The following is a 12,819-nucleotide window of genomic DNA, read 5'->3' on the forward strand; positions in this document are numbered from 1 at the left end:
CGCGGTGGCCTGCCGGCCAGCCCTGACTTCGGGACACGATCACCCTCGATGAGCACATGCCCGCATCACCGTCCTCAACAAAGCGAAACCCACCGAAACCTGCAGAACCCTTGACGATTACATCCGTACTGCAGATCACGCGTCTGATCTCCGGGTCGTAATCGAGGAACGGCACGAATTCGCTCCAGGCGCTGTGCCACAACCGGGTGATCGCCGGATAGCGCGGACCCCATTTGACGGTGAACTCGTCGAACCGCTCGCTGGCCTCGGCCTCGGTAGCTGCCGTGGGGGCACCTCCCTGCACGTCGTGCTCGGGGGAGCGATCGGCCGCAGATCCCGGCTCATCTCGTCCCAGTATCTGCGTGACGGGTAACGGAAGGTGTTGTGCAGCAGATGGATCACACACGTCTGGACGATCGCATGCTCCCACACGGTGGTGATGGCCTCGGGTAGGCCCTTGAGTCCGTCACACACCACGATGCACACGTCGCCGGTGCCGCGGTTCTTGATCTCGGTCAGGACGGCGAGCCGGAACTTCGCGCCCTCACCGCCGTCGCCGGCCTACAGTCCGATGATGTCGCGATGCCCGTCGACGGTCACGCCGATCGCCACATAGACCGGCCGGTTGGTGACCTGTCCGTCGCGAATCTTGACGTGGATGGCGTCGATGAACTTCCGCCGGATACACCGGGTCGAGCGGCCGGACGGACCACTCCGTCGTTTCGGCAAGAACTTTGTCGGTGGGGGTACCTCCCTGCATGCAGTGCTCGGGGGAATCTTGCTGATCGTCTCCTTCGATACCGTGGCGCCGTAGACGTCGTCGAAGTGGGCAGCGATCTCACCGGTGGTCAACCGAGTAGGACCGTTCCCGGCCCGCGCATCCCGTGCGTGTTGGAAGCGGGTATCGAGCGTGTCTATGCGGGGCGGTGAAGTTGCGGCACACCCCCGGGTGATCCCTCCTTCTGTATGTCGTTACAGATCCAGTTCACGAAGCGGCGCAATGTAGGTCGAAGACGAAGCGGCAACGTGAGGTGTTCCGCCCGGATGAACGTGGCGATGTACTTGCATGCTTCGACGACAACGACCGCAGGGGGGAAGACCGATACGTGGATGTTGATCGTCCTCGTCTACGAGATGTTGTTTGTGAGTAGCGGTGCATTCCGCCTTTGTATCTTGGCCAGATCACATCGTCCTCGATGTGTCTGGCACGTTTGTCCGCCATCAGTGCCCGGTCGCTGGCTGGGTTCAGAGCAGTTGATGGAAGATGTCGAAGGTGACGTTCCATTCGGCGGTCCCGGGGTTTTTGCGGTCCGGCTGGACAGTGACGAAAGTGCGCGCCAGCGCCACGCTCAAGCCTCCGGCAATCAGCGGCAATCTCTGCTCGGTTTTCTCGGAGAGGGCTACGTCCAAGGGCGGTTGGGCCGCCAGTTGGTCGAGCAGAGGTTGTAGTTCGATCTCCTCGTCCAGCTTCTCGAATCGGTCGATGCTCTCCTGCAGCCCCTTGGTGATCGGCAGGTCCCACGGTTCGATCACGTCCCGAAGGTTTGCCTTTGCCGAGGCCTTACCGATGAGGATCACGTCGTAGATCTTGTCGTCGATGAAATCTGTATAGCGTTTGAGATCGTTCCGGTCGACGTGCAGTCCAGCTGCTACCCGGAAGAACCGCTGGAATTTTGCAGTGCCCATCACTGGCATGTCGTCAGCTCCTCTCGAAGTATTCATGGATTTGTCGTACCGCCATCGCTCCTTCACCGACAGCGGATGCGACCCGTTTTACCGAGCCGCTGCGGACGTCACCCGCTGCGAACAGGCCGGCCCGGCTTGTTTCGAGTGTTCTCGACGGCGGGGCGCCGAGTCTCTGGTTGCCGTCCTCACGGGCGGGGACGGCGTCCACGCCCGTGAGGACGAAGCCGTGGTCGTCGAGCGCGATCGCGTCGGTCAGCCACCCGGTATGCGGCGTCGCCCCGATGAAGACGAACAGAGCGTGCACCCGGATCCTGGCCTTGTCGCCCGTGCGATTGTCCTCGATTGCAATCTCTTCGAGGTTCTTGTTGCCGTGGACCTCACGAATCTCGGCATTTCGGTGCACGGTCACGCGCGGATGGCGTTCGATCTGGTCGACGAGATACCGGGACATACTTTTTCCGAGGTCGTGGCCGCGGATGAGGAGGTGAACGTGGGAAACATGGTCTGCGAGGAAGACGGTGGCCTGGCCTGCGGAGTTTCCGCCGCCGACGATGGCTACAGGGTCGGTGCCGCACAGACGCGCTTCCTGATTGGTTGCGGCGTAATACACGCTTCTCCCCTCCAGCGCCTCGATTCCCGGAACCTCCAACTTGCGATATCGCGCCCCGGTGGCGAGCACGACCGCCCGGGCGCGGATCTCGCCGCCGTCCGCCAGCTGGAGCACATGGTGTCCGCCGTCGGATCCCAAACCGGTCACCTCCGCCGATACTAGAAGGCGGGTACCGAACTTCCCGGCCTGAATCACGGCCCGCTCCGCCAATTCGGCACCGGAGATCCCCGCCGGAAAGCCCAGGTAGTTCTCGATCCGGGAGGAGGTGCTAGCCTGCCCACCTGCGGCGATCGACTCCAGTGTCACCGTGTTCAACCCGTCGGATGAGCCGTACACGGACGCGGCCAGACCCGCCGGTCCGGCACCTACGACGACGAGGTCGCACACGTCGTGCGCTGCGTCCGGGACCGGAAGCCCGACGATGCGGGCGAGTTCGGCGTTCGTCGGATTGCGCAGCACCTTCTCGCCGTGCCAGATCACGACGGGAGTGTCCTCTGGGGTGACACCCAGGCTTTGCAGCAGTTGCTCCGCCCGTTCGTCTTGCTCCAGATCGATCCATTTGTGGGGCAGCCGGTTGCGCATCGCGAACTCGCGAAGCCGCAACGTGTCAGGGGAATAGCAGGAGCCGATGATTCGGAACCCCGAACCGAGCCCGATCAGTAGGTGCCGGCGTACCAGGTAGGCCCGCAGGATCAGATCGCTGAGCACGAGGTCGTGGGCGACGAGCTCGCGCACCCGCTCGGCTGGGACGACGAGCACCTCGCCGTCTTCGATCGCCTCGGCGGTGAAGAACGCCACCTGGTCTTCCAGCAGTCCGAGCTCGCCCAGGAATCGGCCCGGACCGTGCAGGCGCAATATCCGACGCTCACCGTCCTCGGCGCCCTCGTCGATGATCGCGACCTTGCCGGAAAGGATGACGAAGAAGTCGCTGCTGCGGGTGCCCGCTCGGATCAGCACCTCGCCGGCGTGAACCGATCGACGTGTGCCTCCGGTCTCGAGCGTCGCTACCTGGGCGTCCGTCAACCGCGGGAATGCCCCGACTGCATCCGGAGTCTCGTCGTCGACGGGCTGACCGTCGCCGAGGCGTGTGGCGTCCTCAGACGAAATTCTGGTCGACATAACACCAGCGCCAATCTTCACCGGGTTCCATCGACTGGACGATCGGATGGCCAAGGGCGTGAGCGTGTGCGCTCGCGTGCTTGCCCGGCGAGGAGTCGCAGCAACCGACGTGTCCGCACGTCAGGCACAGCCTCAGATGTACCCACGGGGTGCCGAGGCGAAGACATTCCTCGCAACCTTGTGGAGTGCGGGGCGCCACGGCCCGGATCGCGATCACATGTGGGTCCGCGTGGGCAAAAGTCATGAGTTCGCCTCCTTACCTGCTTTTTCCGAGAGCGCCTGATCGAGCCATGTGCGCGACACCGGTACCGGAGCGGCGCCCGCCTGACGAGCGAGTACCTCACCGCGGTCCATCACCAGCAGCGTCGGAACGGCACGGACGGTGAAACGTTCGGCCGTTTGGGGTGCAGCATCCACGTCGACCTTGACGAGCTTGATCTGGCCTGCGCGTTCTGTGGCGAGCTGCTCGAGCGCAGGGCTGACCATTCGGCACGGAGCGCACCACGTCGCCCAGAGGTCAACGAGTACAGGCACCGAGGATTTCTCGGCGACCTCCGCGAAGTCGCCGTCCCCTGCCGAGGCGATCCAGGGCAGAGGCTCGTGGCAATTTCCGCAGCGGGGTCTCCCGTTCCCGGCCGCCGGCACCCTGTTGACCTTGCCGCAGTGTGGGCACTTCACCTTGTCGGATCCCATGACGACACCTCTTCTCAGGCCCCCGCGATGGCGGGTTCCGCATATGCGACGGAGAGTTCGCCGTCATCGACCGTGACATCGATGGTGCCGCCCGGTTCGATTTCGCCGCGCAACAGCGCACGTCCGATCCTGGTTTCGACCTCATGGGCGATATACCTGCGCAGTGGCCGTGCACCGTAGACCGGGTCGAAGCCGTGTTCGGCAATGAGCCGGCGTGCTTCCGGTGTGATATTCAAGTGTATCTGTCTCTCTGACAATCTATTCCGAAGATCGGTGAGTTGTAGCTCGACGATATGCTCGATCTGGGGCAGCGTGAGCGGGGTGAACAACACGATGTCGTCGATCCGGTTGAGGAACTCGGGACGGAAGTGCCCGCGCAGTTCCGCCAGCACCCGCGCCCGGGCGTCCGGCTTGATCTCGCCGTCCGCTGTGACTCCGTCGAGGAGATGCTGGGATCCGATGTTCGAGGTCATGATGATCACCGTGTTCCGGAAATCGACCTGCCTGCCTTGAGAATCGGTGATCCGGCCGTCGTCGAGCACCTGTAGAAGGGTATTGAAGACGTCGGCGTGGGCCTTCTCGATCTCGTCGAAGAGCACCACGGAGTACGGCTTGCGACGTACCGCCTCAGTGAGCTGGCCCCCCTCGTCATACCCGACGTACCCGGGGGGTGCACCGATGAGTCTGCTCACCGTGTGCCGTTCCTGGTACTCGCTCATATCCAGGCGCACCATGTTGTCTTCGCTGTCGAAGAGGGCGCTGGCCAGCGTCTTTGCGAGTTCGGTCTTCCCTACACCTGTCGGACCCAGGAAGATGAACGAACCGATCGGCCGGCGTGGATCGCGGATACCCGACCTTGCTCTAATTACCGCGTCTGCGACTAGTTGTACCGCCTCGTCCTGACCGATGACTCTCTCGTGCAGGATCTCGTCGAGCTTCAACAGTTTCTCCCGCTCACCTTCTTGTAGTCGAGCGACCGGGATACCCGTCCATGCGGCCACGATTTCTGCGATCTCGTCTTCGGTGACCACCTCGCGCAGCAACGGATTGCGGCCTTGCCTGGTGGCCAGTTGCTCCTCCGCCGCCTTGAGTTTGCGTTCGAGTTCGGTGATCTCGCCGTATCGCAGCTCGGCGGCCCGATTGAGGTCGTAATTGCGTTCGGCCTCCTCGGCTTCGTGGCGCAATCGTTCCAGCTCTCCCCGTAGCTCCTGCACCCGACGGATCGCTTGGCGCTCTGCCTCCCACTGAGCGTGCCGGGCGTCGGTCTCGGCCCGCAGATCGGCCAGTTCCTTACGCAACTCCTCGAGGCGTGTCTTGCTGGCCGCGTCCGTTTCCTTGGACAGGGCGGCCTCTTCGATCTCCAGCCGGGTCACTTTTCGGGTGAGTTCGTCGAGTTCGGCGGGCATCGAGTCGATTTCGGTGCGTAGCCGGGCGCACGCTTCGTCTACCAGGTCGATCGCCTTGTCCGGAAGGAAACGGTCGGTGATGTACCGGTGCGAGAGGGTCACGGCGGCCACCAGTGCGCCGTCCTGGATCTTCACGCCGTGAAACACCTCGAGGCGTTCTCGAAGTCCGCGCAGAATCGAGATTGCATCCTCGGCACTGGGCTCGTCGACGAGAACGGTCTGGAATCGACGCTCCAATGCTGCATCGGATTCGATGTGCTTGCGATACTCGTCGAGAGTGGTGGCACCGATCATGTGCAGTTCGCCGCGGGCGAGCATCGGTTTGAGCATGTTGCCGGCGTCGAGAGATCCCTCGCCGCCGACCGATCCTGCGCCGACGACGGTGTGTAACTCGTCGACGAACAACAGGATGCGCCCCTCGGCCGCTTTCACCTCGGACAGCACCGCCTGCAGCCGTTCCTCGAACTCGCCGCGGTACTTCGCGCCGGCCACCAGGGAACCCATGTCGAGCGAGAAGATCGTCTTGTCGCGTAGGCCCTCGGGCACGTCGCCGCGGACGATCCGCTGGGCCAGTCCCTCGACGATCGCGGTCTTGCCGACGCCGGGGTCGCCGATCAGCACCGGATTGTTCTTCGTTTTCCGGCTCAGGATCTGCGTTACCCTGCGGATTTCGGCGTCTCGCCCGATGACCGGATCGAGTTTGCCTGCTCGGCCCTCGGAGACGAGGTCGCGTCCGTACTTCTCGAGCGCCTCGTACGCCCCCTCCGGGGTGGCCGAGGTGACGCGCTGGTTGCCGCGCACTGTGGTCAAGGCGGCAAGGAAGGTCTCTCGTGTGACCCCATGGCTGGTGAGAACCCGTCCGGCCGCACTGGTCGACCCCTCCTCGGAGAGGACCATCACGAGATGCTCCACCGACACGTAGGAATCCTTGAGTCGCTTTGCCTCTCGTTCGGCGGCGTCGAGCAGTTTGGCCAGGCGCTGGGTGATCATCACCTGACCGGGCGTCGCGCCGGGGCCGCTGACCTTCGGCCTACGCATGAGTGCCCGTTCCAGATCGGAGCGTAGGGCGTCGACGTTCGCACCGGCCTGCTCGAGCAGTCGCGGTACGAGCCCTTCCTGCTGATCGACCAACGCGAGCAGCAGGTGCTCTCCGTCGACCTCGGTGTGGCCCATTCTGGTCGCGATGTTCTGGGCCTCCTGCAGGGCTTCTCGTGACCTTTCAGTCAGACTGCCGGTGTCCATGGGGGTGTCTTCCTTCCGTGGGACGCTGCTTCGAGTTTCTCGATTCGATCCAGCAGATCGAGCACGAGCCCGATTGCCGAGTAGTTCAGGCCTAGACCGGTCCGCAGCCGTTGGATGCGGGCAGCGTGGGCCACTGCTGACGGTTCGAACAATATTTCGCCGCCGGGGTCGCGGCGTGCGTCGAGCAGGCCGAGAGCCACGAGTTTTCGTGCCAGGTCGGGGTGCAGCCCGGTACGTTCGGCGAAGACATCTAGCGACATTCCGGTACGGCGAACCAATATGTACTGGGTGCCCGGGGTCGGGGTGCTCATGGCTGTTTCCTCGGGTCGAAGTTCGATTCGGCGGCCAACTGTTCGAACAGCTCGCGTTCACGTGCTGTCGGTTTCGGTGGCACCATCACCTTGATTTCGGCGTAGAGGTTGCCGTTGGGGCCTCGCGGGTTGGGCATGCCTTCTCCGCGCAGGCGCAGCTTCCTACCTGTGGACGAGCCCGGTACGACTTTGACTTTCGCCTCGCCGCCGGGGGTGGGAACGGCGACCGTCGCGCCGAGGGCGGCTTCCCAGGGGGAGACGGGCAGGTCGACGTAGATGTCCCGGCCCTGTACGCGGAACCGGGAATGCGGTTTGATCCGGACCACGAGGTACAGATCCCCGGGTGGTGCGCCGCCGTTGCCTCGGCCGCCTTGCCCGGCCAGCCGGATTCTTTGGCCGTCGAGGACACCGACCGGAATGTTGACGTCGTATCGCCGTCCGTCCAGACGGAGAGTGCGTTTGCCGCCCCGGTACGCCTCTTCCAGAGTCAGTTCCAGTTCCGCTTCCTGATCGGCGCCGGGAATCGGGCCGTACGCGCCACCGCCGCCGAACATCTGTCCGAAGAGGTCCTCGAAGTCGACGCTACCCTCGCCGTCTGCGCCGTGTCCGAAGTGCACCCTCCGGCCCCCGCCGCTGTACCTTCCGCCGCCGTACCCGCCGGCGCTTGCCCGGACCCGTTCGTCGTAGTCCTCGGGTACCCGGCGGAAGTCGTCCCCGAATCGGTCGTAGCGTTTCCGGGTGTCTGGGTCGGATAACACTTGGTAGGCCTCGTTGATCTCTTTGAACTTGTCTTCCGCAGTGGGGTCTTTGTTGATGTCGGGGTGATATTTGCGGGCAAGTCGGCGGTAGGCCTGTTGGATTTCGTCGGTGTCGGCGCTGCGCGGGACCCCGAGCGCTTCGTAGTAGTCACGCGCCATGGTGCTCACTCCTTGGGTCGGCTGACGACCACGGTGGCGGGACGCAATTGCTGTCCGTTCTCTCCGTAACCTGGGCGCAAGACCTCGATCACGGTTCCGGAGGGAAGGTCGGGTTGGGTCACTACACTGACTACTTCGTGGAGTTCCGGGGAGAACGGCACACCGACCTCGTCGTGGCGCTCGAAGCCGAGCCGTGACAGTATCTGCACCGCTTGGTCTCGGATTGCCTTCACGCCCTCGACGACGGCCTGAGGATCGCTATCCGCATGGGCCAGCGCGAGCTCCAAGTTGTCCAGGACAGGCAGCCACGCCGCCGATACTCTCGCTGTCTCCGCGGCGCGTTCACGGTCGAGATCTTTGGCATACCGCTTGCGCAGGTTGTCCAGATCTGCGAGGGCTCTGCGCCAGCGGTCCTCGAGTTGAGCCAGCTTGGCTTCAGTATCGGTGTGATCAGGCCTCGTCTCGGTCTGGTCGGTGTCAGTACGGTCGGTAGCCTGCTCGGTCGTCGAATGATCAGCAGATCTGTCCATCGGGTGCCTCAGCTCCGATCGAATTCGGCGTCGATCACGTCGTCGTCATCCGACGACGCAGCGTCTCTTCCGCCGGTCTGGTATCCGTCGCCGCCGTTTTGAACCGCTGCAAGCCCGTAGAGCAACTGCTGCAGTTCCGAGGTCAGTGGCTCTACCTCCGAGGGTGGAGCACCGTCTTTTACAGCCTTCCTCGCGTCGGCGATCAACATCTCGGCACGCGATTTTTCGTGCGGTGGCGCACTGTCACCCAATTCGGCGAGTCGCCGTTCCACCTGGTAGGCAACCGAATCAAGGGCGTTACGTGCGTCGACCGCCTTGCGCAGCTCCTCGTCCTCACGCCGGTTCCGTTCGGCCTCGGCGAGCATGCGCTCGACCTCGTTCTGGTCGAGGTTGCCTTGTTCGCTGATCGTGATGCTCTGCTCCTTGCCGGTGTCTTTGTCGCGGGCGGTGACGTTGAGGATGCCGTTGGCATCGATATCGAATGTGACTTCGACCTGCGGCTCGCCGCGTGGCGCAGGGCGGATGTCTTCCAGCCGGAACCGGCCCAGCACCCGGTTGTCGGCGGCGCGTTCGCGTTCGCCCTGCAGGACTACGACGTCCACGGCGGACTGATTGTCTTCCGCTGTGGAGAACACTTCGCTGCGTCGGGCGGGGATCGTCGTGTTGCGCTCGATGATCTTGGTCATTACCCCGCCCTGCGTCTCGACGCCGAGGGACAGTGGGGTGACGTCGAGCAACAGCACGTCGGAGACCTCACCTTTGAGCACGCCTGCCTGGACTGCGGCACCGAGCGCCACGACCTCGTCCGGGTTGACGCCCATGTGGGGGTCCTTACCGCCGGTGAGCCGGCGAACGAGTGCCTGTACCGCCGGAATGCGTGTCGAACCACCGACCAGGATCACCTCGTGGATGTCGTTGGCGGTGATCTTGGCGTCACTCATTGCCTGCTTTACCGGACCGAGGCAGCGTTCCACCAGATCTGCCGTCAGATCCTCGAACTTCGATCGCATGATCGTGGTGGTGAGGTGTTTGGGGCCGTTCGCGTCTGCGGTGACGAAGGGTAGGTTGACCTGGGCTTGAGTTACCGAAGACAACTCGACCTTGGCCTTTTCTGCCGCCTCGAAGAGTCGTTGCAGCGCTTGTGGATCCTTGCGCAGATCGATGTTCTCCGCGCTCTGGAATTCGTCGGCGAGGTAGTCCACCAGGCGCCGGTCGAAGTCGTCTCCGCCGAGGTGGGAGTCGCCGGCCGTCGAGCGAACCTCGACTACTCCCTCGCCGACATCGAGCAGGCTCACATCGAAGGTGCCGCCGCCGAGGTCGAAGACCAGTACGGTCTCGTGGGTCTGTTTGTCCATGCCGTACGCCAATGCCGCCGCGGTCGGCTCGTTGATGATCCGCAGGACCTCGAGGCCCGCGATCCGGCCGGCGTCCTTGGTGGCGTTGCGCTGCGCGTCGTTGAAGTAGGCCGGAACGGTGATGACCGCTTCCTTGACCTTCTCGCCGAGGAACTTGCTGGCGTCGTCGACGAGTTTGCGCAGCACGAGGGCACTGATCTCCTCTGGTGCGTACTTCTTACCTCGCACGTCGAATCGTGCCTCACCGTTGTTGCCCGGTACGACGTCGAAGCTGACCGCTTTGGCCTCCTCGGAGATCTCGTCGTAATGACGTCCGATGAAGCGTTTCGCCGAGTAGATCGTGCCCTTCGGGTTCAGGATCGCCTGTCGTCGGGCCAGCTGACCCACCAGGCGCTCGCCGCTATCGGTGAATGCCACCACCGACGGCGTCGTCCGCGCACCCTCGACATTGGAGATCACCACCGGTTCGCCGCCTTGCCAGCTTGCGATGACCGAGTTGGTGGTGCCCAAGTCGATGCCTACCGCAGTTGCCATGATTCATTCCTTTCGATTGGTCCGGCCGGTGAGTCGGCGGACGGCTTGGTCCGCGACTTCGACGTCGGCGAGGACTTCGGAGTGCCGTGGTTGTGTAAGGACGTAGTTGTAAGGACTAAAGCGAGGTGAAGTCACGCTGGCCCCCTGCAGCGCATACGTGAGCAGGCCGAGTAGAGCGCCGACAACGGCACCGAAGATCAGCACGTAGAAGGCGAGCGTGAGGCCTGTGAGCGGCGGCCGGACCCAGTCGAGTAATCCGAAGTTCCAGCTGAAGAGTGTGGCCGTCAGTGAGCCCACGATGGCGCCGCGACATGCGGCCCAGCGGTAGTTCAGTCTGCCGACGACCTGTTCGACCAACTCGATGTCGCGACCGACAATGGTCGTTTGCCGACCGAGAAAGAGCTGGCCGGAGAGGTAGTCGACGGCGCTTTCGACTTCGGCGTAGTTGGCGAACGTTGCTATATCTGACGGGTAGATCGGTGTGGACGTATCGCGGCGGTCCCGCCGCTGGACTCTGACATCACCCCCTTGCCCGATTGGTGGCCGACCAGAATGTCCCCCCGTGTAGTGCCGCGCCGCGGATGGATGGGGATTTTGCGTACCGACAGTCCCAGGATCATCCGATGTGGCGCTGTCGCAGGGAAGATCGTCGTGACAGGGTCACCTGAGTCCTGCACGTACCTGACCTCAACCTCGTTGGTCCGGGGCACTCTCTCAGTATCCGCCCGGAACGGTGCCCACCGACATGAAACGTGGAAACCGGCACAGCGGGTGTAAGTACTGGTCGTGACCCTCCTGATAGAGAGGGATGTGCGGATGGGACAAAGAGGACGTAAACGGCGACTCGAGTTGGAGATTCGGTACCGGGTGCTGATGGCCGGTGGTGTCGGCAGCATCGAGGCATGCAGGCAGCTTGGTATCGGACGCAAGACCGGTTACCGGTGGCGGGCAGAGTGCGGCGAAGTCCTCCAGAGCGGTTGCCCGACGAGGCTCACTCGACCCGCGAGGTGGCCGGCGTTTGGTCCGATCGGCATCAACAGTCAGTCGTGAACTGCAGCGCAACACCTTTCGTCATGGTCACGGTGACTATGACGCCACTTCGGCGCCTGCGCGCGCCACGAGGCCCTTACGCCGGTCACGCCGGGGGGGTGTGCTTGACGACTCGGCGCTTCGGGCGAAGGTATAGGAAAAAACTTGAGATCGAGTGGATCTCGGAACTGATCGCCGCATGACTGCGACCGACGATCACGACCGTCCCGGCTGGCACGTGTGCCCCGAAACCATCTATCAGGCGCTGTACAACAGCGGTCGATAGATGGTTGTGCCGCACGTTGCCCGCGAAGCTCTCCGCCTGGCGTCCGCTGCGACGCCGCCGGCGTAGGGTCGGCGAGCACCGGATCCGGTTCATCACCCGATCTCAGTCGATCGATGCGTGCCTTGCTGTGGACTAAATGCGCTGTAGCACTGTCGATTTAAATGGGGAGGCGATCGTCGAACGGTCAGGCAGGTCCTCGATCGGCACGCTCGTCGAGCGGCGCAGCTGATATGACCGGTTGCTGCATCTGCCGGGCGAGCACCGCGCCGAGGCGCTCGGTGCGCTCTTCCAGCGGATTCCCGGGCAGGAGCGCCGGGCCATGACGTCGGATCGGGGGCGGAAATGACGGGTCACGATCTGTTCGCCGAAGGCGTCTATTTCGCGCATCCGGCCTCACCGTGGTGTGCGTGGCACGAACGAGGGCACAAACGGATTGCTTCAGCAGTATTTCCCTAAGGGTACCGATCCGTCCGCTCGCGACGGCTATCGAGGAGTCGGCATGGTCGGCGATGATCGAACCGGCTCCGACGATAACGTCCCACCCTTTGTCGTCGTTCCGCTATGGCACGATTCCAGCTTCTTGCCCCCCGAAATCCGTCGGGGATGAACTGTTCTCCGAGCCGGTTCTCGATGCTCTCGCAGGTCTTGCTTATGCGTCGGGGGTGTTGTCGGGGTCGAGGGTGAGGTGGTGGATGATGATGTCGTGGGCGATGTGGGTGATTCTGCGGTGTTGGGCGTATGCCATTGCTTGTAATCGGGCGAGGGCGTCGACTGCGGAGATCTGGAGTCGGACGGCGAGCATTCCTGCGGCGATGTGGACGTTGCCGCGGGGGAACAGTGCGGGGTCCATCATGGATGAGGAGATGCGTTCGGGATCGAGTTCCGCGACGACGGTGGGTCCGAGGGCGGCTTCGTAATCGGTGGCGGTGCGGTAGTGCTCGGTTTCGAGGGGGCCGGGTCGGGTGCGGTAGAGCTAGGCCGTGTTTCAAAAGGTGGCTGATCGCAGCCACTGATTGATCGCGGCGATACGCACGGTGGCGGTGTAGCGGACCGCAAGCTTGTCGTATCGCGTTGCCACAGCACGGTTCTGCTTGAGCAGGT

11 protein-coding genes and 2 pseudogenes are annotated in these 12,819 nt (G+C 63.4%); all 13 read right to left on the reverse strand.

Annotated elements, in window-relative coordinates; genetic code table 11:
* The coding region (locus tag B9C99_RS26220) for a transposase (RefSeq protein ID WP_253250199.1) at positions 1-211 on the reverse strand (211 nt) is incomplete at its 3' end.
* Positions 136-852 (reverse strand): annotated as a pseudogene (locus tag B9C99_RS26055) (transposase). The pseudogene B9C99_RS26055 and the gene B9C99_RS26220, both read right to left, overlap by 76 nt.
* Positions 853-1,245: 393 nt before the next feature.
* A complete protein-coding gene (locus B9C99_RS24860; protein WP_171061759.1) occupies positions 1,246-1,686 on the reverse strand; it encodes a DUF1931 family protein in 441 nt (146 codons plus the stop codon).
* Positions 1,687-1,699: 13 nt separating this feature from the next.
* The gene (locus tag B9C99_RS24865; protein WP_088899720.1) at positions 1,700-3,415 is read right to left on the reverse strand and encodes a cyclic nucleotide-binding domain-containing thioredoxin-disulfide reductase; all 1,716 of its coding nucleotides are present in this window, start codon (positions 3,413-3,415) and stop codon (positions 1,700-1,702) included.
* Positions 3,393-3,659, reverse strand: coding sequence for a ubiquitin carboxyl-terminal hydrolase 14 (locus B9C99_RS24870; protein WP_088899721.1), 267 nt, complete (start codon positions 3,657-3,659; stop codon positions 3,393-3,395). Before B9C99_RS24870 ends, B9C99_RS24865 begins: the two co-directional genes overlap by 23 nt.
* Positions 3,656-4,108 carry a thioredoxin gene (trxA, locus tag B9C99_RS24875; protein WP_088899722.1) on the reverse strand — a complete coding sequence of 151 codons (453 nt, stop codon included), beginning with the start codon at positions 4,106-4,108 and terminating at the stop codon, positions 3,656-3,658. The genes B9C99_RS24870 and trxA overlap by 4 nt, the downstream gene beginning before the upstream one ends.
* A gap of 14 nt (positions 4,109-4,122) precedes the next feature.
* Entirely contained in the window at positions 4,123-6,756 is a 2,634-nt protein-coding gene (clpB, locus tag B9C99_RS24880; protein ID WP_088899723.1) for an ATP-dependent chaperone ClpB, read from the reverse strand.
* Complete coding sequence (locus B9C99_RS24885; RefSeq protein WP_088899724.1) at positions 6,738-7,067, reverse strand: chaperone modulator CbpM; 330 nt, start codon at positions 7,065-7,067, stop codon at positions 6,738-6,740. Before B9C99_RS24885 ends, clpB begins: the two co-directional genes overlap by 19 nt.
* Positions 7,064-7,984: a DnaJ C-terminal domain-containing protein gene (locus B9C99_RS24890; protein ID WP_088899729.1), complete on the reverse strand. Its 921-nt coding sequence runs from the start codon at positions 7,982-7,984 to the stop codon at positions 7,064-7,066. The genes B9C99_RS24885 and B9C99_RS24890 overlap by 4 nt, the downstream gene beginning before the upstream one ends.
* Positions 7,985-7,989: 5 nt before the next feature.
* Positions 7,990-8,514 (reverse strand): nucleotide exchange factor GrpE, encoded by a 525-nt coding sequence (locus tag B9C99_RS24895; protein WP_088899725.1) that lies wholly within the window; start codon positions 8,512-8,514, stop codon positions 7,990-7,992.
* Positions 8,515-8,522: 8 nt separating this feature from the next.
* On the reverse strand, positions 8,523-10,403 hold the full coding sequence (gene dnaK, locus B9C99_RS24900; protein WP_088899726.1) for a molecular chaperone DnaK: 1,881 nt from the start codon (positions 10,401-10,403) through the stop codon (positions 8,523-8,525).
* Between the two features lie 3 nt (positions 10,404-10,406).
* Positions 10,407-10,924 (reverse strand): annotated as a pseudogene (locus tag B9C99_RS24905) (general stress protein).
* Between the two features lie 1,443 nt (positions 10,925-12,367).
* A complete protein-coding gene (locus B9C99_RS24910; protein WP_088899728.1) occupies positions 12,368-12,571 on the reverse strand; it encodes a hypothetical protein in 204 nt (67 codons plus the stop codon).
* Positions 12,572-12,819 lie beyond the last annotated feature (248 nt).

This window comes from Rhodococcus sp. BUPNP1 (genome assembly GCF_002215235.1).
GTDB lineage: Bacteria > Actinomycetota > Actinomycetes > Mycobacteriales > Mycobacteriaceae > Rhodococcus.

Bases quoted from the DNA above. Each gene is read 5' to 3' on its own strand.
- B9C99_RS24860 (WP_171061759.1), bottom strand. From the start codon at position 1,686: ATGGGCACTGCAAAATTCCAGCGGTTCTTCCGGGTAGCAGCTGGACTG.
- B9C99_RS24865 (WP_088899720.1), bottom strand. From the start codon at position 3,415: ATGTCGACCAGAATTTCGTCTGAGGACGCCACACGCCTCGGCGACGGT.
- B9C99_RS24870 (WP_088899721.1), bottom strand. From the start codon at position 3,659: ATGACTTTTGCCCACGCGGACCCACATGTGATCGCGATCCGGGCCGTG.
- trxA (WP_088899722.1), bottom strand. From the start codon at position 4,108: ATGGGATCCGACAAGGTGAAGTGCCCACACTGCGGCAAGGTCAACAGG.
- clpB (WP_088899723.1), bottom strand. From the start codon at position 6,756: ATGGACACCGGCAGTCTGACTGAAAGGTCACGAGAAGCCCTGCAGGAG.
- B9C99_RS24885 (WP_088899724.1), bottom strand. From the start codon at position 7,067: ATGAGCACCCCGACCCCGGGCACCCAGTACATATTGGTTCGCCGTACC.
- B9C99_RS24890 (WP_088899729.1), bottom strand. From the start codon at position 7,984: ATGGCGCGTGACTACTACGAAGCGCTCGGGGTCCCGCGCAGCGCCGAC.
- B9C99_RS24895 (WP_088899725.1), bottom strand. From the start codon at position 8,514: ATGGACAGATCTGCTGATCATTCGACGACCGAGCAGGCTACCGACCGT.
- dnaK (WP_088899726.1), bottom strand. From the start codon at position 10,403: ATGGCAACTGCGGTAGGCATCGACTTGGGCACCACCAACTCGGTCATC.
- B9C99_RS24910 (WP_088899728.1), bottom strand. From the start codon at position 12,571: ATGATGGACCCCGCACTGTTCCCCCGCGGCAACGTCCACATCGCCGCA.